Annotated in this window: 16 protein-coding genes; 8 read left to right on the plus strand and 8 right to left on the minus strand. The window is 70.5% G+C overall.

Annotation, left to right across the window (positions count from 1 at the left end; translation table 11 throughout):
* Nucleotides 1–63: 63 nt before the first annotated feature.
* From sph to ACUKCB_RS01850, 5 genes are all read right to left on the minus strand, one after another.
* The gene (gene sph, locus ACUKCB_RS01830) at nucleotides 64–1,035 is read right to left on the minus strand and encodes a sphingomyelin phosphodiesterase (protein WP_473038713.1); all 972 of its coding nucleotides are present in this window, start codon (nucleotides 1,033–1,035) and stop codon (nucleotides 64–66) included.
* 135 nt (nucleotides 1,036–1,170) lie between these two features.
* Nucleotides 1,171–1,563, minus strand: a complete 393-nt coding sequence (locus ACUKCB_RS01835) for a Fur family transcriptional regulator (protein WP_473038714.1) — start codon at nucleotides 1,561–1,563, stop codon at nucleotides 1,171–1,173.
* Complete coding sequence (locus ACUKCB_RS01840; RefSeq protein ID WP_473038715.1) at nucleotides 1,560–2,462, minus strand: metal ABC transporter permease; 903 nt, start codon at nucleotides 2,460–2,462, stop codon at nucleotides 1,560–1,562. Before ACUKCB_RS01840 ends, ACUKCB_RS01835 begins: the two co-directional genes overlap by 4 nt.
* Nucleotides 2,455–3,306: a metal ABC transporter ATP-binding protein gene (locus tag ACUKCB_RS01845; RefSeq protein WP_473038716.1), complete on the minus strand. Its 852-nt coding sequence runs from the start codon at nucleotides 3,304–3,306 to the stop codon at nucleotides 2,455–2,457. Before ACUKCB_RS01845 ends, ACUKCB_RS01840 begins: the two co-directional genes overlap by 8 nt.
* 58 nt (nucleotides 3,307–3,364) lie before the next feature.
* Complete coding sequence (locus ACUKCB_RS01850) at nucleotides 3,365–3,736, minus strand: DUF6703 family protein (RefSeq protein WP_473038717.1); 372 nt, start codon at nucleotides 3,734–3,736, stop codon at nucleotides 3,365–3,367.
* A gap of 326 nt (nucleotides 3,737–4,062) precedes the next feature.
* Between ACUKCB_RS01850 and ACUKCB_RS01855 the strand changes: the two genes are divergently transcribed.
* From ACUKCB_RS01855 to ACUKCB_RS01875, 5 genes are all read left to right on the plus strand, one after another.
* A complete protein-coding gene (locus tag ACUKCB_RS01855; protein WP_473038718.1) occupies nucleotides 4,063–7,773 on the plus strand; it encodes a bifunctional glycosyltransferase/CDP-glycerol:glycerophosphate glycerophosphotransferase in 3,711 nt (1,236 codons plus the stop codon).
* 94 nt (nucleotides 7,774–7,867) lie between these two features.
* Nucleotides 7,868–8,164, plus strand: a complete 297-nt coding sequence (locus ACUKCB_RS01860; protein WP_191272576.1) for an antibiotic biosynthesis monooxygenase family protein — start codon at nucleotides 7,868–7,870, stop codon at nucleotides 8,162–8,164.
* 191 nt (nucleotides 8,165–8,355) lie between these two features.
* On the plus strand, nucleotides 8,356–9,744 hold the full coding sequence (locus ACUKCB_RS01865; protein ID WP_473038719.1) for a glycine--tRNA ligase: 1,389 nt from the start codon (nucleotides 8,356–8,358) through the stop codon (nucleotides 9,742–9,744).
* Nucleotides 9,745–10,191: 447 nt separating this feature from the next.
* Nucleotides 10,192–10,566, plus strand: a complete 375-nt coding sequence (locus ACUKCB_RS01870) for a PadR family transcriptional regulator (protein ID WP_473038720.1) — start codon at nucleotides 10,192–10,194, stop codon at nucleotides 10,564–10,566.
* Nucleotides 10,563–11,945, plus strand: a complete 1,383-nt coding sequence (locus ACUKCB_RS01875; protein ID WP_473038721.1) for a permease prefix domain 1-containing protein — start codon at nucleotides 10,563–10,565, stop codon at nucleotides 11,943–11,945. Before ACUKCB_RS01870 ends, ACUKCB_RS01875 begins: the two co-directional genes overlap by 4 nt.
* 105 nt (nucleotides 11,946–12,050) lie before the next feature.
* Here ACUKCB_RS01875 and trhA read toward each other — a convergent pair whose 3' ends face one another.
* A complete protein-coding gene (trhA, locus tag ACUKCB_RS01880; RefSeq protein WP_473040885.1) occupies nucleotides 12,051–12,806 on the minus strand; it encodes a PAQR family membrane homeostasis protein TrhA in 756 nt (251 codons plus the stop codon).
* Between the two features lie 486 nt (nucleotides 12,807–13,292).
* Here trhA and ppdK point away from each other — a divergent pair, with 486 nt between their 5' ends.
* The 3 genes from ppdK (at nucleotide 13,293) to ACUKCB_RS01895 (ending at nucleotide 18,752) form a co-directional block, all read left to right on the plus strand.
* Nucleotides 13,293–15,986: a pyruvate, phosphate dikinase gene (gene ppdK / locus ACUKCB_RS01885; RefSeq protein WP_473038722.1), complete on the plus strand. Its 2,694-nt coding sequence runs from the start codon at nucleotides 13,293–13,295 to the stop codon at nucleotides 15,984–15,986.
* A gap of 347 nt (nucleotides 15,987–16,333) precedes the next feature.
* Nucleotides 16,334–17,434, plus strand: coding sequence for a YdcF family protein (locus ACUKCB_RS01890; RefSeq protein WP_473038723.1), 1,101 nt, complete (start codon nucleotides 16,334–16,336; stop codon nucleotides 17,432–17,434).
* Nucleotides 17,435–17,483: 49 nt separating this feature from the next.
* Entirely contained in the window at nucleotides 17,484–18,752 is a 1,269-nt protein-coding gene (locus tag ACUKCB_RS01895; RefSeq protein WP_473038724.1) for a deoxyguanosinetriphosphate triphosphohydrolase, read from the plus strand.
* 61 nt (nucleotides 18,753–18,813) lie between these two features.
* On the opposite strand, the gene ACUKCB_RS01900 is transcribed toward ACUKCB_RS01895, so the two are convergent.
* Nucleotides 18,814–20,433, minus strand: coding sequence for a vWA domain-containing protein (locus ACUKCB_RS01900; protein WP_473040886.1), 1,620 nt, complete (start codon nucleotides 20,431–20,433; stop codon nucleotides 18,814–18,816).
* An 8-nt stretch (nucleotides 20,434–20,441) separates the two neighbouring features.
* Complete coding sequence (locus tag ACUKCB_RS01905) at nucleotides 20,442–21,620, minus strand: hypothetical protein (RefSeq protein WP_473038725.1); 1,179 nt, start codon at nucleotides 21,618–21,620, stop codon at nucleotides 20,442–20,444.
* Nucleotides 21,621–21,754 lie beyond the last annotated feature (134 nt).

A 21,754-nucleotide genomic window follows, 5' to 3' on the forward strand; every position in this document is an offset into this window, starting at 1 on the left:
GCGGCCCCATCGCTGTCGGCCCCGCGGTGCGGGCGGCTCCGGCCGCCCGCACCGCGCGTTCGGTCAGGGCAGGTCGGTGGAGCCGAACACCGGGTAGTGGTCCGAGTAGTCGTCGTAGGTGTACTCGCGGCCCCAGGAACGGACCGTCCAGGGCTCGCTCTTCACTGGCCGGGTCTCGTTGACGTAGGTCTGCGGTGACGCGTCGCCGATCGGCAGGACGTGGTCCAGCTGCTCCGGGGCCCAGTCCGGGTACTCCTCGGCGGCGATCGAGTTGGTCTCGGTGTTCCAGGAGGCCGTGTCGTTGGCGGAGACGGGCTCCACGGCGTCGAGCTGTTCGAGCGCGCGGTCCCACTCCCGGCCGCCGCCCACGATGTTGAGGTCGCCCGCCAGGTACACCGGCTCGGTGCCGAGGACCTCCTTGTCCTCCAGCACGGAACGGATCTGGTCCAGCTGCTGACCACGGACCTGTTCGTCCTCCCCGTCCCCGCAGGAACCGTCCTCGGACTGCATGTGGGTGCCCACCACGTGCAGCGGTCCGTCGGGGGTGTCCAGCTCCACGTAGGCGAAGCCCTTGTTGGAGAACCAGTCGGCGCCGCAGGCGCTGGTGAAGACGTGCTGTTCACTGCGGACGATCGGCCAGACGCTGTGCACGCTCACCCCGCCGTTGGTGACGGTCTCGTGCCGGAAGCCGGTGGTGCGGTCCCAGCCCGACTCCGAGCGGCCCAGGACGGGTGTGGCGTGCGGGTACTCCTCGGCCAGGCCCTCGCGCAGACGTCCGGCACTGGAGTTCTCGAAGAGCTCCTGGAGCACCACGACGTCCTGACCGGACAGGACGCCGTCGTCCACGATCAGGTCGGCGCGGATGTCCTGGCCCCAGTTCGGGTAGAGGGCCTTGGGCATCAGGAACGTGTTGTGGGTGACGATGCGGGGGGCTGGCTGGGAGGTGGGCGCCGAATCGGCGAAGGCGGGGGCGGCGGACAGGAGCGGGGTGATGAGCAGCGTCGTCAGGAGCGCTGCCGTGGTTCGTCTGTACACGGTCGCACAGCCTGGCTCAGCCGTGACACGGGATGGCTACTGGCGGGTAACCAATGGGTGGAGTTCGTGTGCACGACGGGCCCCGTACACACCCGGCCGGGTGCGCACGGGGCCCGTGACGACCCCTCCTCGGGGTCAGGTCTGCTGCACGGCCCGCAGGGAGCAGTCGGCGCAGGTGCCGAACACCTCCACCGTGTGGGTCACGCCGGTGAAACCGTGCTCGGCACCGATCTCCGTGGCCCACTTCTCCACGGTGGGACCCTTGATCTCCACCGCGGTGGAGCAGGTCCGGCACACCAGGTGGTGGTGGTGGCTCTCGGTGTCGCACGCACGGTAGACGGCCTCGCCGTCGTCGGTGCGCAGAACGTCGACCTCACCGGAGTCGCTCAGGGCCTGCAGGGCCCGGTACACCGTGGTCAGACCGATCTTCGACCCGTCGGCTCGCAGGTCCGCGTACAGGTCCTGCGCGCTGCGGAAACCGGAGGCATCGGTCAGCGCCTGCCGAACGGCCTCGCGTCGTGTGCTCATGGTGTCACCCTCCCCCGATCTGTCTGGGGCATCGTATCTGCCGGACCCCCCGGCACGGGCTGCAGGGGCTCCGGTGTCCGGCGCCTGCCCGCACGGCGCAGGGCTCCGCCCACGACCACCGAGAGGCAGAAGATCGCCAGTGCCAGCAGCACGATGGTGGCCCCCGGGGACAGGTCCGAGTAGAAGGCCGTGGTCAGTCCGCCGAGCGAGGAGACAAGGCCGATCAGGACCGCCAGCCCCATCGTCACCCGGAAGCTGCGGCTCAGCTGCTGGGCCGCGGCGACCGGGACGATCATCAGGGCGCTCACCATCAGCACACCGACCACCCGCATCGCGATCACCACGGTCAAAGCGGCGGTGACCGCCAGCAGGATGCTCAGGAAACGCACCGGGAGCCCGTGGGCCCTGGCCACCTCCTCGTCCTGGCACAGCACGAACAACTCGCGGCCGAAGACCGCCAGGACCACGGCCACGCCCACGGCCAGCACGCCCACGATCCAGATGTCCTGTTCGCCCACGGTGCTCACCGAACCGAACAGGAAGGACGTCAGGGTGGCGTTGCTCGCCCCCGGGGTCATCCCGATGAGCAGGACGCCGCCCGCGATGCCGCCGTAGAACAGCAGGGCCAGGGCCACGTCGCCGCTGGTGCGCGTGCGTACCCTGACCAGCTCCATGACGATGGCGCCCAGGGTGGCCGTGACGGCGGCGGTCAGCACGGGGGAGGTGCTCGTCAGCAGGCCCAGGGCCACGCCGGTGAGGGCGATGTGGCCGATGCCGTCGCCCAGCAGGGCGAGGCGGCGCTGGACCAGGAAGGTGCCGATGATCGGGGTGACCAGCCCGACCAGCAGCGCTGCGAGCAGCGCACGCCGCATGAACTCGTACTGGAGCAGCTCAGTCACGGCGGGGCACCTCCAGACGGATCATCTCCGCGGCCGTGCCGGTGTCCGCGGGGCTCGGGTCGGGATCGTTGGGATCAGGATGGGGGTGCTGGTGCTCGTGCCCGGGGCGCGCGCACTCCCCGGTGGCCTCGGGCGCCTCCCCATCGTGCACGATGCGGCCGTGCTCCAGCACCACGGCGCGTTCGATGACCTCCTCCAGGGGGCCCAGCTCGTGCAGGACCAGGACTACGGTGCTGCCCTGGTCGCGCAGCCGGGTGATGGCCCCGGCGAGGGCGCGCTGGTTCTCCGCGTCCACCCCGGCCATGGGTTCGTCCATGACGAAGGTGTCGGGCCGTCCGGCGAGGGCGCGGGCGATGAGCACCCGCTGCTGCTGGCCGCCGGAGAGCTCGCGCACGGCGTCCCCCGCCCGGTCGGCCAGGCCGACGGTGTCGAGGGCCTCGTCAACGGCGGCCCGGTCGTCCTTCGTGGTGAAGGAGAGGCGTCGGCGCGCGGCGACCTGTCCGGAGGCGACGATCTCGCGCACGGTGGCGGGCACGGCGCCCCCGGCGGTGAGCCGCTGGGGTACGTACCCGATCCGGCGCCAGCCGCGGAACCGGCGCAGGGGCGTGCCGTGGATCCGGATCTCGCCGGAAGTGAGGGGAACGATACCGAGCATCGCGCGCATCAGGGTCGACTTGCCCGAACCGTTGGGACCCAGGACGGCCATGGTCTGACCCGGGGGTATGTCGACGCTGACGCCGTTGAGGACGGGGACGCCGTCATAGGCGGCGTGCGCGTCGATGGCCTGGAAGGCGGGCGGGGTTTCGGAGGCCCGGCCCCCGGCCCCCTTGAACTGGGCAGACACTCACCCAGTATGGCGAAAACGAAAATGGTTGTCAAAATTCGCGGAGGTGCTCCGGATCTCAGAACCCGAGCATTCGCGCCACCGCCAGCACCAGGACCACCGACACCATCAGGATCCGCGGGATCCGCTGCTGCCGGTTGAGCGAGGGCCAGGTCAGGAAAGCCAACCAGAGGAAGGACGCCACCACCAGGAGCAGGCACAGCGCGCCCAGCCAGCCGGGCGCCATCAGTCCCGCGACGAACAGCGCTCCCAACACCGCGGGGGGCAGCCACCGGGGCCGCTGGTGCAGCCACACGAGCGGCACCGCGCTGCGCCGCTCCACCGCACGGCGCAGCCGACCTGCACCCGGGGTGAAAAGGGAGTCCCCTGGCGGAAGCGGCCGCCCCGGGCCGGGTCGCCGCTGCTCGTCCTCGTGCTCGGGAGAGGCCATCGCCGACTGTTCCTCTTCCTGTGTCCCGTGCCGCAGGCCCCGGACCGGGCGTTTTCGTCCGGCTGGTGTGCACACCGTGTCCCGAGGCCTGTGATAATCGTGGATCTGACCCTAGTGCAGGGCCCTGGCGCAGCGCCGGGCGCAGGCACGGCCGCATTGCCGTGCATCCCCCCTCGTACCCGTATCCCGACTGTCCTGGGTTCGACACGATACGGGTCGTCAACCGTCTGTATTCAGTTATTGGCCGTCTGAACCAACGCGGGCCGTCCGCACCACGGTTCCCGCGCGTCGCACAGCGACGGACCCTCCGGAGGGTGTCAACTTCCGTGCCCGAACCCACAGTCATCGTGACGTTCGACGTCACCGAGCCGCATCTGCAGAACTGCCTCGACTCCCTGGCCCGTCAGCGGGACGAGAGCCAGCACGGGGAGGCGGCGCAGAGCACCGCCGCACGAGCGGACACCGAGGTCGTCCTCGTGCCGGTCCGCACCACCAACGGCGGGCGAAGGTCCGCCGACAGCGGCTCCGAGGCCGCTGACGAAGCCGTCGACCAGGACACGAACGGGGACGACGGGGAAGACCGACCCGGGCCCGACGAGTCCCGTCCCGAGGAGGACGACCAGGGCGACGAGGCGGTCGAGTCCGCTCGTGAGGACGGGCTCGCCGCAGCCGAAACCTTCGCGCAGGCGCCGCCCGCAGGGCTGCGCGTCACCCTCGTGCCGGGCGAGCCGGCGCCGAACCACCCCGAGGCGCGTTCCCGGGGCAGCGCCGTGGCCGGCGGCAGCCACCTGCTCTTCATCGACGGCTCCGACGCGCTGACCGGCTACGCCCTGGCCTACCTCGCCCGTAGCGCCGCCGACACCCACTCCGACCTGGTCATCGGTAACGTCCACCGGTTCAACGAACTGGGTGCCGCACCCTCCAGGGCACATCGCAGGTTCGGACGCCACCGGCTCGCCGAGGACCCTCGGGCCGTGCCGGGCCTGGTGTCGGACGCCACCTTGGGCAACCGGCTCTGGCGCAGGGAGTTCTGGGACTCCCTGCCCGTTCACGCCCTCGCGCCGGAGGACGACGACCTCGACATCCGCCGCGCGACCCTCCTGGCCCGGGCCGTGGACGTCCTGCCCGCTCCGGTCCTGCTCCTGCGCGAACGCGAGAGCTCCGGCACCCCCCTGGAGAAGGGCGCCCTCACCCGGCGGCTCACCGCCATGGGCGAACTCGGCGCGGAACTCACCTGCGCCGACCGCCGGCTCTGGGACCGTACTCTCCTGCAAGGCGAGCTCCACCGCCTGCTGCTGCGGCTCGACGAGGCCGACGACGAGGTCCGCCAGACCGTCCTGGACCTGCTCAACGGGTTCCTCGACCACGTGCCGGGCACTCTTCTGCACGAGCTCAACGTTCTGAACCGCCTGCTGTACCACCTGGTGCGCAAGCGGCGGCTGGAAGACGTACTGGAGGTCGCGACCTTCGCCAAGAGCGTCGAGATCAAGAAGGCCGACGTCGTCCGCCAGGGGCTCGGCTACTACGTCCGCTACCCCTTCTTCGAGGCCAAGGACCCGGCCAAGGCCGTCCCCAGGGAGATCTACCGTCTCGAAGGCGAGATCAAGGTCCGGCAGAAGACCGAGAACGTCCACTGGGAGGACGGCCGACTGCACGTCAGCGGCCGCATCGGTATCCGTAACCTGCGGGCGCGCAAACGCTGGCAGCAGCACATCGTCGCCTTCGTGGTCAACACCGCCACCCGGCGCCGCGTCCGGGTACCGGTGCGGACCCGGCTGGCCGCCGAGTACCGGCTGCCCGACCTGCCCGACTCCGCACGACACGACTACGGCGGCTTCACGGTCGTCGTGGACCCGCGCCGACTGCGCACCTCCGGCAGGTGGGAGCCCGGCGACTGGAAGATCGAGCTCGTGGTGTTCAACCGCAGCCTGACCCGGCGCCGCGTCGTCTCCAACCCGGTCCCCGGCCCGCCGGAGCGCCCCGGCTACCAGAGCGTCGGCGACGACGTATGGGTCCGCCCGCACTGGAACAAGGACCGCCACCTCGTCATCAGCGTGGAACCGGAACGCGCCCGGGTCACCGAGCACCGGTTCGAAAGCCGCACCGCCGAACTCTCCCTCAGCGGTGAGCTGCTGTCCGCACCCGCGGCCGAGGCCACCGAGCTCAGGCTGGTCCGGCGTCCGGGCACGGCCGTGCTCAGCTATCCGGTCAGTATCCAGGGCGGCCGTTTCGACGCCGTCGTGCGGGCCGAGGAGCTCTTCGCCCGCGGACTCAGCGAGTGCGGCGGCGTGATCCGGCAGGAGGAGTGGGACGCCCACCTGGTCACCCCCGACCAGCGGACCGTCCCCCTGGTTCTGCCCGACGAGGTCACCACCGTCCCCTACAACTCCGAGGGCGCCCACCAGGAGTTGGCGGTCCAACGGACCGCCACCGGCCACCTGAAGCTGCGTGCGGGCCGGGCCCGCCCCCTGGTCGACCGGGCCGAATGGCAGGAGCGCGTCCTCGTCCTCGGTGGGGAGTTCGCCGACGGGGTCGACCTGGGCCTGGTCGTGAAGGCGCGCGGCCGGGAGGATGAGCACCGGCTCAGGGTGGAGCGTTCCGGAAGCCGCTTCACCGCTCGCTTCGATCCCTCCCGCATCCCCACCCTGTCCGGCGAACTGTCCCTGCCCGCAGGCTCCTACCAGGTGTGGGGGCGGGTCGGCGAGGAGTCCGCGCAGGGGGGCGCCCCGGCCGACAGCGTCGACCTGGGGGTGGAGTTCACCGACACCCTCATCCACGGGCTGCCGCTGGGAACCGAGACCCCCGAGCGCACCTACACGCTCTCCTACCAGGGACGCGGTATCCCGGTGCTCCAGGTCGGCACCGACCTGCGGCCCGCCGAACGCGGGGCCTTCGCCCAGCGCGAGCTTCGGGAGACCTTCTACCCGGTCCAGCGGGCGAAGCCGATCACCGAGGGCGTCCTCTTCGACACCTACACCGGACGCCAGTACTCCGACAGCCCGCAGAGCATCTACGCCGAGCTGCGCGGGCGTGAGCGCTGGGCCGACTACCCCATGTCCTGGCTGGTCGCCGACGGGCAGGTACGCCTGCCCGAGGACCTCACCCCGGTCCGGCACCGGGGCGAGGAGTACTACCGGGAACTGGCCCGGAGCCGCTACCTGGTCAGCAACTCCCGCCAGCCCGCCTGGTTCCACCGCCACCCGGACCAGGTGGTCGTGCAGACCTGGCACGGTTCGATGCTCAAGCGGATCGGCTTCGACGTGGAGAACATCCGCGGCAAGTCGCGCGACTACTTCGACAAGCTCGCCTGGGAGACCCGGCAGTGGGACTACCTGGTCTCACCGAGCCCCTGGGCGACCCCGATCCTGCGCAGCGCGTTCCGGTTCGACGGGGAGATCCTGGAGACCGGATACCCGCGCAACGACATCTTCTTCTCCCCGGAGCGCGAGGCCGTCGCCGAACGCACCCGGCGCCTGCTCGGTCTGCCCGAGGGCAAGAAGGTGGTGTTGTACGCGCCCACCTGGCGTGACGACAAGTACTACACGCGCGGCAAGCACAAGCTGGACCTGCACCTGGACCTGCGTCGGATGTACGACAAGCTCGGCGACGACCACGTCCTGCTGGTGCGCCGCCACCCCCGCGTGGTCGACAGCGTTCCGATCGTGGGGGAGGACTTCGTCTACGACGTGTCCCTGTACCCGGAGATCCAGGAGCTCTTCCTGATCACCGACGTACTGGTCACGGACTACTCGTCGATGATGTTCGACTTCGCCAACACCGGCCGCCCCATGCTCTTCTTCACCTACGACCTGGAGAGCTACCGGGACAACCTGCGCGGGTTCTACTTCGACTTCGAGGAGACCGCGCCCGGGCCGCTGCTGACCCGTTCGGACGAGGTCATCGGAGCACTGCTGGACATCGACGAGGTCGCCGCGCAGAGCCGGGACTCCTACCGGGCGTTCGTCGACCAGTTCTGTCCCCTGGACGACGGCCACGCCTCGGCCAGGGTCGTCGACCGGGTCTTCGGCAAGGACTAGAGGACGTTCCCCTCGTGGCTGGGCCAGGAGGGCGGTCGGCCGGCCCGGAGCACCTCCGGGCCGGTCCGCCGTGTCCCTGCGCGACAATGGTCCCGTGATCGTCATCACCCGTTACTCCGTGCCCGAGGCCGAGACCGAGGCCTTCCGAACCGACGCCGACGCCGCCGTCGACGTCCTGTCCCGACGGCCCGGTTTCCGAGGCCACCGCATCGGCCGCGCCGCCGACGAACCGACCCTGTGGACCGTGGTCACCGAATGGGAGGGCGCCGGGTTCTACCGCCGGGCCCTGTCGGACTACGAGGTCAAGGTCACCGCGGTCCCACTGCTCTCCCGGGCCATCGACGAACCCTCCGCGTTCGAGATCCTCACCAGCGGCGACGCGCCCTCCTGAGCGGCCCCGCTCCGAGACGGCCGCGCCCCTGGCGAAGGGTGCGCGGCCGTCTGCGGATTGCTCTAGCCTGGGGGGAAGCGGTCGCCCGGTGCGCCACATCCGTGGCTCCGCGCGCGAACCGCCCTCCCACACACCCGACGATGTATCGCGAACCGCGATCCACCGACCGCCAGCCGGATGGAGAGTCACCCATGGCCGCCAAGTCAGAGGCAATGGACGCACTGGTCAACCTCGCCAAACGCCGAGGTCTGGTCTACCCCTCCAGTGAGATCTACGGAGGTCTGCGCGCCGCCTGGGACTACGGCCCCCTTGGCGTGGAGCTGAAGAACAACGTCAAGCGCCAGTGGTGGCGCTCGATGGTGCAGGAGCGCGACGACGTCGTCGGCCTGGACTCCAGCGTGATCCTGGCCCGTGAGGTCTGGGAGGCGTCCGGCCACGTGAAGGAGTTCGTCGACCCCCTCACGGAGTGCCAGGCCTGCCACAAGCGTTTCCGCGCGGACCACCTCATCGAGGCCTACGAGGCCAAGCACGGCCGGGAGCCCGAGGAGGGCCTGGCCGCGATCGCCTGCCCCAACTGCGGTGCCAAGGCCTCCTTCACCGAGCCGCGCATGTTCAACGGCCTGCTGCGCACCTACCTGGGCCCGATCCAGGACGAGAAGGGCCTCGCCTACCTGCGCCCGGAGACCGCGCAGGGCATCTTCGTCAACTACAAGAACGTCGAGCAGAGCGCCCGCCGCAAGGTTCCCTTCGGTATCGGCCAGATCGGCAAGTCGTTCCGCAACGAGATCACCCCGGGCAACTTCATCTTCCGGACCCGTGAGTTCGAGCAGATGGAGATGGAGTTCTTCGTCAAGCCGGGCAGTGACGAGGAGTGGCACCAGTACTGGATCGACCAGCGTCACCAGTGGTACCTGGACCTGGGCATCGCCAAGGACAACCTGCGCCTGTACGAGCACCCGCAGGACAAGCTCTCCCACTACTCCAAGCGGACCGTGGACCTGGAGTACCGGTTCAACTTCCAGGGCAGCGAGTGGGGTGAGCTGGAGGGCGTGGCCAACCGCACCGACTTCGACCTCAAGACGCACGCCGAAGCCTCCGGTGTCGACCTGTCCTACTTCGACCAGGAGAGCAACGAGCGCTACATCCCCTACGTCATCGAGCCCGCGGCCGGTGTCGACCGGGCGGTGCTCACGTTCATGCTCGACGCGTACAACGTCGACGAGGCCCCCAACGCCAAGGGGAAGCTGGAGAAGCGCGCCGTGATGCGCCTGGACCCGCGCCTGTCCCCGGTCAAGGCCGCCGTTCTGCCGCTGTCGCGCAACGCCGACCTCTCGCCCAAGGCCCGTGACCTCGCCGCCCTGCTGCGCAAGCGCTGGAACGTGGAGTTCGACGACGCCGGCGCGATCGGCCGCCGCTACCGCCGCCAGGACGAGATCGGTACCCCGTTCTGCGTGACGGTGGACTTCGACACCCTGGAGGACAACGCGGTGACCGTGCGCGAGCGCGACACCATGTCGCAGGAGCGCGTGTCGCTGGACCGCGTCGAGATGTACCTGCTGGAGCGCCTCCCCGGCTGCTAGAGAGACCACCGCCCCTTCGGGGGAACCGACACTGACGGCCGCCCGCCTCCATCCAGGAGGCGGGCGGCCGTTCGTGTGTCAGGCGTGCTGTCAGCGCGGCGGCCCGACCTCGCGCCGCCGCACGGCCTCGGTGTCGCCGGGATCGTCGGGCAGCTCGACGAGCAGAAAACGCACGGTGGCCAGGGCAGGGGAGGAAGGGGGAGACGACCGGACCCGGGGGGATGTGGTTTCCGGTCGCCTCCTGGCGCCGACGGCCGCACACGGCCGCAGGAACCGCTTCCCAACCTAGCGGTAGGGGGTGAGGGATAAAGGGGGGTTTGGTGCCGATTGTCTCGCCGCGTGAGCCAATCGTGACTCCTGGGCGCCGGTCATCAATCATGCATAGCTCTTCTATGCCTAGAACTGCTAGGGTCATTATCCATAGCAGCTCTAGGTATGAGGAAGCGCATGCACATAGACAAGGACCTGGTCGCCGCGTCGGCCACACCGCTCGTTCTGGGCATCCTGGCCGAGGGTGAGTCCTACGGCTACGCCATCGTCAGGCGCGTCAACGAGCTCTCCGACGGCCGGATGCAGTGGACGGACGGCATGCTCTATCCCCTGTTGCACCGGTTGGAGCGCAACGGACTCGTCCGGGCCTCCTGGGGCAGGTCGGACGCGGGTCGGCGCCGCAAGCACTACGCCATCACGGAGGCGGGACTCGAGGCGCTGGCCGAGCGGCACAAGCAGTGGAAGGTCGTCGCCGAGGCGCTCAGGCAGGTGTGGGAGGCGGCCGCGCACCCCCCGCGCCCGGGTGCCGCCCCGGCAGGGGGCTTCGCATGACGCCCGAGCCCGCACACGGAAACGTCCTGGAGGAGCAGATCGACCAGTGGCGCGGTTTCGTGCGCCGCCGTCGGGTCATCTCCGCGCCGGATATCGAGGAGATGGAGGACCACCTGCGCGAACAGATCGCCGACTTGGAGTCGAGCGGTCTCGACAGCGAGGAGGCCTTCCTCGTCGCGGTCAAACGCATGGGCAACCTGGACGCGGTCTCGCGTGAGTTCGCGCGCGAGCACTCCCACCGGCTGTGGAAGCAGCTGGTCCTGGTCCCCGAGGCCGACGGCGGACCCGGCGCGCGGCGCTGGCGCGAGCTCGGGGTGATGCTGGCGTTCGCGATCGGCGCGGGCGTGGCGGTCAAGATCCTCGTCAGTGCCGTCGACGACGAGATGGTGCTGTTCCGCAACCTCCCCTTCGTGGTCCTTCCGTTCCTGGCGGGGTGGTTCGCCTGGAAGAGCCGCGCCCCGTGGCACGTGTGCGCGGTGACGGCCGCACTCGCGACGGTCCCGGCCCTGGCGGTGAACCTCTATCCCTTCACCCAGACCCCCGGTCCGTACCCGGCGCCCGGGATGACCGAGGTGCTCGCGTTCACGCACGCCCCGGTCCTGCTGTGGCTGCTCGCCGGTGTACTGCACACGGGTGGTCGGTGGCGCTCGCACGAGCGGCGGATGGACTACGTGCGGTTCGCGGGTGAGCTGGTGATGTACCTCGCGCTGATCGCACTGGGTTCGATGGTCCTGCTCGGCCTCACCGCCTCGGTGCTATCCCTGGCCGGCGTCGACCTGGAGCCGTTCATGGAGGACTGGCTCCTGCCGTTCGGCGTGCCCGGCGCGCTGCTGGTGGCCGCGTGGCTGGTGGAGGCCAAGAAGAGCGTGGTGGAGAACATCGCCCCCGTCCTGACCAAGGTCTTCACTCCGTTGGCGCTGCTGATGCTGGTCGCCGACCTCGTGGTGCTGCTGGTGAACGGGCCGCTGACCACGGTCGACCGCGAGCTGCTCATCATCATGGACGCGGTCCTGGTGCTGGTGCTGTTCCTGCTGCTGTACTCGATCTCCGCCCGCGACCCGCTGGCCCCGCACGGGGTCTTCGACTGGCTCCAGCTCGCGCTGGTGGGCGCCGCGCTCGCGGTGAACGCCGTCGCACTGACGGCGATGCTGACCCGGATCGCCGAGTTCGGGTTCACCGCCAACAAGACGGCGGCGCTCGGCCTGAACCTCGTACTGCTGGTGCACCTGGCCTGGTCCGCGTGGCTGCTCCTGGGCTTCGTGCGAGGCAGGCGCCCGTTCACGGCGGTCGAGCGGTGGCAGACCGCCTACCTGCCGGTGTACGCGGTGTGGGCCGCGGTGGTCGTGCTGGTCTTCCCGCCGCTGTTCGGTTTCGTCTGACCGGCGGGTGTTCGACACTCGTGCCCGACACGCGCGGTGGCCGGTCCCGCAGCGGGACCGGCCACCGGGGCAGACCGTGGGTTCGGGCAGGGGCGGGCCCCGGCCTCAGGTCGCCGCGTAGACCACGAACGACACCGCGACGTAGTGACAGACGAACGCGGCGATGGTCAGTGAGTGGAAGATCTCGTGGAACCCGAACCAGCGCGGAGCCGGGTCGGGCCGCTTGAGCCCGTAGACCACCGCGCCGACGCTGTAGAGCACACCGCCCGCCAGGATCAGGATCCACGTGGCCGGGTTGGTGCCGTTGACCAGGTCGGGGATGAACAGGACCGCCACCCAGCCGATGGCCAGGTACAGGGCGGTGGACAGCCAGCGCGGAGCGTTCAGCCACAGGAGCTTGAACGCCACCCCGGCGATCGCCCCGCCCCAGACCAGGGCCAGCATGGCCGTGCGCAGGGGGCCGTCCAGGACCAGCACGATGAACGGCGTGTAGGTGCCCGCGATGATCAGGTAGATGTTCGAGTGGTCCATGCGGCGCAGCACCCTCTGCGCCCGCGGTGACCAGCGGCCCACGTGGTAGACGGCGGAGGTGCTGAACAGCAGCACCGAGCTGAGCGCGTAGACCGCGCTGGCGGCCAGCGCGGGCAGGGTGGGGGAGAGCGCGACCAGGACGATGCCCGCGGCCAGGGCGAGCGGTGCGGTTCCGAGGTGGAGCCAACCGCGAAGCCTCGGCTTCACGGCCTCCAGCAGGTCCCCGGCGGCCGCGGCGGCCCGCTCGGGTACGGAGGCGGCCGGGCCCTCCCCGGCGGTGGGGTCACGCCCGTCGGCACCGGTCGCCGCTTCGGCGTTCCCGGCCTCCACGTTCTCCGTCTCCGTCTCCGGCTCCCTCGACTCCGGCTCCTTGGACACCGTTCGCACCCCTCACGTCCTGTGGTCCCACTCGGCGCGGGACACACCCCGAAGCCTAACTTACGGCTGCGTAGGTTACTTGCAAGTAATGCTGTGTCACGCCGCACAGTCGCTCTCGCGGCCCCGTGTGCTGCGGGGATTGGTCGTGTCGCCGGTTCCCGGGGTCCCCTTCCCGTCCGGGTGTCGGCCGGTGATGGTTCCACTCTCCTGACCAGCGGTGTCCTGGGACGCAGGTGCGCCTGGGTGTTGTTTCGTGTGGTGAGGCGGGTGTGCTTGTGCTGAACCATTGGTATAGACCTTTTTAATGCCTTTGAACAGGTATTATGCAATAAAACGGTGGTTCATGGAGGGTCGCTTTTGCGGAGTGTGGATAGAGTCGCGCCAGACAAGGGGCCGACCCGACACCGAGTCGCCGAGAGAGAACGAGGGAGTACCCCCGTGACCAAGTACGTCTACAAGTTCACCGAGGGCAACAAGGACCTGAAGGATCTGCTCGGTGGCAAGGGGGCCAACCTCGCCGAGATGACCAACATCGGTCTCCCGGTTCCCCCCGGCTTCACCATCACCACCGAGGCGTGCCGCCACTACCTGGAGAGCGGTACCGTGCCCGCGGGCCTGGACGCCGAGATCGAGTCCAACCTCAGGGAACTGGAGAAGTCCATGGGGCGCGGGCTCGGCCAACCCGATGATCCGCTCCTGGTGAGCGTACGGTCGGGCGCCAGATTCTCCATGCCCGGCATGATGGAGACCGTCCTCAACATCGGCCTCAACGACGAATCCGTCGTCGGCCTGGCCAACCAGGGCGGGGACGAGCGCTTCGCCTGGGACTCCTACCGCCGCCTCATCCAGATGTTCGGCAAGACCGTCCAGGGCATCGACGGTGAACTCTTCGAGGACGCCATCGACGAGCTCAAGTCCGCCAAGGGCATCACCAACGACCTCGACCTGGACGCCGCCGACTTCCGCCGGCTCGTGGACCGCTTCAAGGAGATCGTCGCCGAACAGACCGGCAGTCCCTTCCCGACCGACCCGCGCGAGCAGATGGTCCTCGCCGTCAAGGCGGTCTTCGACTCCTGGAACGCGCCCCGCGCCGTCCTCTACCGGCGCCAGGAGCGCATCCCCGCCGACCTCGGCACCGCCGTCAACATCTGCTCCATGGTCTTCGGCAACCTGGGCATGGACTCCGGCACCGGTGTCGCCTTCACCCGCGACCCCGCCTCCGGCCAGCCCGGCGTCTACGGCGACTACCTCCAGAACGCCCAGGGCGAGGACGTGGTCGCGGGCATCCGCAACACCGTCCCCCTCGCCGACATGGAGAAGATCGACGCCCGCAGCTACGAAGAGCTCATGGGCATCATGGACACCCTGGAGAACCACTACCGGGACCTGTGCGACATCGAGTTCACCGTCGAGCGCGGCAAGCTGTGGATGCTCCAGACCCGGGTGGGCAAGCGCACCGCCGCGGCCGCCTTCCGCATCGCCGACCAGCTCGTCGACCAGGGCATGATCACCCTCGACGAGGCGGTCCAGCGCGTCACCGGCGACCAGCTCGCCCAACTGATGTTCCCGCGCTTCGACGACGTCGCGGCGGCGGGCGACGGGGTCCACCGCCTGGGCCGGGGCATGAACGCCTCGCCCGGAGCCGCCGTCGGCAAGGCCGTCTTCGACTCCTACACCGCCGTCAAGTGGTCGCGCAGCGGGGAGAAGGTCATCCTCTGCCGCCGTGAGACCAACCCCGACGACCTCGAGGGCATGATCGCCGCCGGGGGTATCCTCACCAGCCGGGGCGGAAAGACCTCACACGCCGCCGTCGTGGCCCGCGGTATGGGCAAGACCTGTGTCTGCGGTGCCGAGGAGCTCGACATCGACACCAAGAACCGGCGCATGACGGCGCCCGGCGGCGAGGTGGTCGAGGAGGGCGACGTCATCTCCATCGACGGCACCAGCGGTCAGGTCTACCTCGGCGAGGTGCCGGTCGTGGACTCCCCGGTGGTCCGCTACTTCGAGGGCGAGATCGACCCCGCCTCCGACCAGGCCGACGACCTCGTGCGCGCCGTGGACCGGATGATGCACTACGTCGACGCCGCCCGCCGCATGTACGTGCGGGCCAACGCCGACACCCCCGAGGACGCCGCCCGCGCCCGCCGCATGGGTGCCCAGGGCATCGGCCTGTGCCGGACCGAGCACATGTTCCTCGGCGACCGCCGCCAGCTCGTCGAGCGCCTCATCCTGGCCGACACCCCAGCTGAGCAGCAGGAGTCCCTGGACGCGTTGCTGCCCCTGCAGCGGGAGGACTTCAACGGCATCCTCGGAGCCATGGACGGCCTGCCCGTCACGGTCCGCCTGCTCGACCCCCCGCTGCACGAGTTCCTGCCCGACATCACCGAGCTGTCGGTGCGTGTGGCGGTGGCCGAGGCCCGTGGGGAAAGCCACGAGAACGACCTCCGGGTCCTCCAGGCCGTGCACAAGCTGCACGAGCAGAACCCGATGCTGGGCCTGCGGGGCGTGCGCCTGGGCCTGGTCGTCCCCGGCCTGTTCACCATGCAGGTGCGCGCCATCGCCCAGGCCGCCGTCGACCGCATCCGTGCGGGCGGCAGCCCCCGTCCGGAGATCATGATCCCGCTGGTCGGCACCGTCCAGGAGCTGGAGATCATCCGTGACGACGCACTGCGCGTGCTGCGCGAGGTGGGGGAGGAGAACGGACTGGAGCTGGACTTCCCGGTCGGCACCATGATCGAGCTCCCTCGTGCCGCGCTCACCGCCGGGCAGATCGCGGAGAACGCCGCGTTCTTCTCCTTCGGTACCAACGACCTCACCCAGACCGTGTGGGGCTTCTCCCGAGACGACGTCGAGGCCTCCTTCTTCTCCGCCTACCTGGAGAAGGGGGTGTTCGGGGTCTCACCGTTCGAGTCCCTGGACGTGGACGGGGTCGGCCGCCTCATCCGCATCGCCGTGGAGGAGGGCCGCGCCGCCCGCCCCGACATCAAGCTCGGCGTGTGCGGCGAGCACGGCGGCGACCCCGCCTCGGTGCACTTCTTCCACAAGGTGGGGCTGGACTACGTGTCCTGTTCGCCCTTCCGGGTTCCGGTGGCCCGTCTGGAGGCCGGCCGCGCCGCGGGCCGCTCCGCCTGATCTGACGCGGGCCGGGTCCGGGAGGTGCTCGGCCCCGGCCGGTGTGGCGGCGTCCCCGGGGGCGCCGCCACTGGAGTTCCGGGGGTCCGGGGCCACTAGAATCGGGCACCACGACGGAGGTCGGCCGGAAAGTCACTCGTGACCTTTTCGTGATATATTCTTGCCTGCCGGTACGAGCCACCACACGATGTCCCGATCCGTCACCCCACAGGCGGGGCGTCGGGCACGACCAGCCACCTATCCCACGTCCACGACCCTCCCCGACCGGGGAACCGCGAACCGGCGGTGGACACGAGGCGTCCCAGTGGGGGTACCGCGTCCAGGGCCAACAATGCGGAGGTGAGCCGGTGCGAACGGCGAGCGACGGTCGCGGCGACGAGCCGCAGGAGGACCCCATCACAACCCCCTCGGCTGACGACGAAGCCACCCGGGTCTTCTCCCGAGACGGTTTCGCCGGTGCCGTCTCGGCCACCGACACCACCCGGGAGTTCACCAGGGGCGCCGTGGACAGCGCTGATCAGGCCCGTTTCGACGCCGACGGCGCCGCCGACACCACCCGCGAGTTCACCCGCTCCGACCAGGAACCAGCCCCGGCCGCCTTCACCCGCAGGTTCGTCCGGGACCGACCGCTGCCGCGCGCACGCGGGGAACGGCCCCTCCGTGGGGACGGGGCGGACGGATCGGCCACCGAGGAGCCGCGTCCGCCGGAGCCGGGTACCGAGGACCCGCGCCTGTCGGAACCGGACACCGGGGACCGGCCGCCCAGGGAACCGCGACGGAGCGGACGCCGCCCCCAGAGCCGCCCTCACAAGCCCAAACGCCGCAGGCGCCGCCGGTTCCGGCTGCGCTGGATCCTCGCCCTGGCCCTGGTGGCGGCCCTGGCCGTCCCGCCCGCCACCTGGGGCTGGGTCTGGTACACCGCCCGCCAGGACGAGCGCGGCGCCACCGACGCCATCGTGGTGCTCGGCGCCAGCCAGTACAACGGCGTGCCCTCACCGGTCTTCGAGGCCCGGCTGCGCCAGGCACAGGTGCTCTACCTGGACGGCGTCGCGCCGTTCATCGTCACCGTCGGCGGCAAACTCCCCGACGACGCCTACACCGAGGCCGCATCGGGCCGGAACTGGCTCGTCGAGGTGGGCATCCCCGCCGAACAGGTCATCGCGGTCGAGGAGGGCAGCGACACCCTCCAGAGCTTCCAGGCCGTCTCGGAGGTCTTCGACGCCAACGGCTGGGAGACCGCGACCCTGGTCTCCGACCCCTGGCACAGCCTGCGCTCCAAGATCATGGCGGCCGACCACGGGATCGAGGCGGGAACCTCGCCCGCGCGCTCCGGACCCGCCGTCATCGAGCGCCGCACCCAGCTGTGGTACATCACCAGGGAAACCGCCTCGCTCTGGTACTACTGGATCTTCAACGACAGCAGCGACATCCGCGTCAACGCGGCCTGACCAGGCCCAATGGGGCGTTCTGTCACTGTCGGAAAGTAGGCTCGGGCCCATGACGACCACCCCTGGTGAGAACACTGTGCACCTTGAGAACACCACGCACGGGTACACCGCGGGCGACACCGAACGCCTCTTCCGGGAGCCGCGCAAGAACAGGCGGCGCGGACCCTTCGAACGGGACCGCGCACGTGTACTGCACAGTTCCGCACTGCGCAGGCTCGCCGCCAAGACCCAGGTCGTACAGCCCGGGGTGAGCGACTTCCCGCGCACCCGGCTGACCCACTCCCTGGAGTGCGCCCAGATCGGCCGCGAGCTCGGCCAGGCCCTGGGCTGCGACCCCGACCTGGTCGAGGCCGCCTGCCTCTCCCACGACCTCGGCCACCCGCCCTTCGGGCACAACGGCGAACGCGCCCTGGACGAGGCCGCCGCGGCCTGCGGCGGGTTCGAGGGCAACGCCCAGAGCCTGCGCCTCCTCATCCGGCTGGAGGGCAAGGTCATCGACCCCGACGGCCGCAGCGCCGGCCTCAACCTCACCCGCGCCACCCTGGACGCCACCGTCAAGTACCCCTGGCACCGAGGCGAGGGCGGCGACACCCACAAGTTCAACTGCTACCCGGACGACACCGAGGCCTTCACCTGGTTGCGCGAGGGCGCACCCGCCGGCCGCACCTGCTTCGAGGCCCAGGTCATGGACTGGGCCGACGACGTCGCCTACTCCGTGCACGACGTCGAGGACGCCCTGCACGCCGGGCTGGTCAGCATGGCGGCCCTACGCGACCCCGGCCAGCGCGCCGAGGTCTGCCGTACCGCCGCCGAGCACTACTGCGAGGCAGAGCAGGCCGAGCTCGACGAGGTGTTCACCGACCTGCTCGCCGAACCCGTCTGGCCCAGCGAGTTCACCGGTGACCTCGCCTCCCTCGCCGCACTCAAGAACCTCACCAGCGAACTCATCGGTCGGTTCTGCCGGGCCGCCGAACGCGCCACCCGCCGCGCCCACGGACCCGGCCGCCTGACCCGTTACGGGGCCGACCTGGTCCTGCCACGCCGTGCCCTGCTGGAGTGCGCCCTGCTCAAGGCGGTGGCCGCGCACTTCGTCATGTCCCGCGAGGAGGCCCAGGTCTACCAGGCCGAGGAGCGCCGCACCGTGACCGAACTGGTCGACGCCCTGTGGCGGGGCGCTCCCGGCGCCCTCGACCCCCAGTTCCGCTCCGCCTTCGACACCGCCCCGGACGACGCCGCGGCCCTGCGCGCGGTCGTCGACCAGGTCGCCTCCCTCACCGACACCTCGGCCACCGCGCTGCACGCCCAGCTCGTCCGCTGACCAGCGCCTCTGCCGGTACGCCGCGCTGCCCGGCGGTGCTGCCGGGCACCGGCGCGGGAGGTCACTGGTATCCGCGGATCTCCCGGAACGCCCGCTCCAGGTCCATCTGCCGCGCATCGAAGACCCGGCCGCCCGTCACCAGGGCCAGGGTCTCCATCTCCGCGGTGTCGCCCTCCCCGAACAGCACCGGGAACACCGGCACCGCCGCCACCTCCGGAGGCAGGTCGGCGAGTTCGCCCACCAGCTCCTCCAGGCTGGAACCCCGGTTCACCTCGCCGTCGGTCATCAGCACCACCGACATCAGGTGCTCCTCGTCCCAGCCCTCCGCCAACAGCGAGAACGCCCGCCCCACCGCGTCGTAGGCGGCCGTGTCCCCGTCGGCCTCCAACGCCGTCACCTCGGCGGCCAGGGCGGCCCGGGCCGTCTCCGAGGAGCCCGGTTCCAGGGCGAAGGTGCTGGGTTCGGCCGGTTGGTCGGAGAACGGCAGCAACGTCACCTCCTCGCGGTCCTGGAAGGCCTGCGAACGCTCGGAAAGGGCGCCCTCCTCCCCACCGGTCAGCGCCACCAGCGCCGTCCGCAGGTCCTCGATCCGCGGCCCCGCCATCGACCCCGACACGTCCAGCACGTACACCGTCCGGGAGGGGCGGCGCAGCTCCGCGAAGTACGCGGCGACCAGGTCGTCGACCACCTCGCGGTGCGCCGGGAACGGCAGTTCCACCAGGTCGGGGAACCCCGGGGCGGACACTTCGGAGGAGACAGGCCGCCGGGAGGTGAGTTCCGTGATCTCGCTCTGGGCCTGCGTCCCCAACAGGTCCGCGACGACCTCCTCGTAAGCCGCCGCGGTCTCCTCCGAGGCGCCCGAGAGCAGGGTCAGCGGGTAGTCGGCGGTCACCACGCCGTCCTCCGGATACACCAGCACCAGGGGCTCGTCCCCACCGGAGGAGTCGTGCGACAACAGCACCGACTCGTAGTTGACCACGCCGTCCACCGGCACCGTGCCCTCACGTCCCCGGCGGCGGACGAACTCCTCCATCAACCAGCCGGAGGAGCCCGAAGTCAGCTCCTGACCGGAGAAGAACTCCGCCAGTTCCGGGCCGACCCGCTCCACGTCACCGGCCTCCAGCGCCGCACCCGTGTCTGCCATCGCCGAGGCCGCCCCGACCAGTGCGGAGAAGCCCGAGTTGGACGCGGACGGGTTGGACATCCCGTACGTCAGCCCCTCCTCGGACACCGCCCGGGTCACGTCCTCCCAGGTCAGTCCGGTCACCTCGGTGCTCCGGCCGCCGTCGGTCCAGCCCATCTCCTCGGCACGCGACTCCACCACGCCGAACACCACCGGGGACACCATCACCGAGGTCTCGGCGTGCACCAGGGAACGCTCCTGGTCCACCAGGTGCAGGTACCGGTTGGAGGGGAACCACACCGCGTCGAAGGCCTCCCCGTCCTCCGCGGTCACCCCGTCCGCCCCGGCCGCCGCGATCCGTTCGGTCCCGTCCAGGGTGCCCGTGTACTCCAGCTCCAGCCGTACCCCGGTCCGCTCCGCGGAGGCGGCCAGCACCTCCTCCATGTCGGCGAGCTCACTCCCGGCCAGCACCCGTAGCGTGCGTGCCCCCTCACCCGGACCGTCCTGCGCGGTACACGCCGAGGCCAGCAGCAGGGCCGCCAGGGCCGCGCCCCACATCCGGGACCTCACCTGGGGCCACCCCCGTCCCGCTGTCCGAGACGACTGTCCTCCGCCACGGCCGGGCCCAGGCCCGTGCTCTCGTAGGAAACCTCGATGCCGTTCAGCAGAGCCTCCAGGGCCTCGTAGGTGGGGGAGTGCACCACGTCGTCGACCCGCAGGCGCACGGGCAGGCCGTGTTCGTCGACCAGGTCGCGCAGGTGCTCGGTGTCGTCGGTGCGGTAGCCGTGCCCGGCCGCCAGTTCACGGAGTTCGGGGTCCTCGGTGAGCAGGCGACCCACCGCGTCCCCGGCCGTGCTGAACGGCACCACCGTGTGCGTGGAGTACACGGTCGGCTCCGGATACATCAGCACGGCCCCCTCGGGCGGTGGCGGGCCCGCCACCGCAGCGTGCACGTACTGCGACTCGTAGGCCCACAGCAGCGGGGTGTGCCCGGCACCCAGGTCCCGGTACTGCTCGAAGGGCTGCTGTGAGGACTCGGGTGGTTGGCCCTGGGCCAGGAACAGCCGGGACAGGGTGTCGGTCAGCCCCCGGTCCACGGGCCCGGGCGGCACGACCTCCTCCCCGTTGAGCAGGTAGGACAGGACGGCCACGTACATCGCGGCCGAGTTCGAGGTGCGCGGATCTGTGGTGCGTACCAGCACCTCGTTGCGGTTGGCGGAGCTCACCGAGCCGCCGGGCAGGTCCCGCCAGCGGGTCCGCTCCCCGGCCAGCTCCAGGTAGGCGGCCATGTCGAAGGACCACGTGCCGTCCTCCGCCCGGGAGGCGACCCCGGCCTCCGCCAACGCGGCCGCCACGGGTTCGTGGCTGAGCAGCACCATCGGTGTGCTGAAGGGCTGGTACTCGGTGGTGACCCCGTGGAGCTCCCGCACGTGCTCGGAGGCGGGCGCCGAACCGGGGGAGACGAAGTCCGATCCGTCGGCGCCCTCGGCCAGCAACCGTGAACCGCGCGGCCGCACCCGCACGTCGTACCCCAGCTCGGCGAACCGCTCACGCACCCGCTCGTCCTCGAAGAGAGCGACCTTCTCCGACCCCACGACCCCCGAGACCGGCACCGGATCCCCGGCCCCGCCGAACCGGTCCACCACGACCGCGCCGAGTACCGCGACCAGGGCGATGATCACCGGCACGCCGATCAGCAGGACCCGTCTTCGGGCGGGGTCGTGGGCCGGGGGGCGGTCTCGCACCGGAAGGAACCTCCTGGGGGGAAGGAACGGGCCTCCACGGTGGCATCCGGTCCCGGCGCGCAGCCGACGCCCGGGTGTCCGGCGGATGGCGTACCGGGGAAACCCGGCCTGTGGGCGGTGGCCGGAGGGCCCAC

The organism is Nocardiopsis moroccensis, assembly GCF_055763695.1.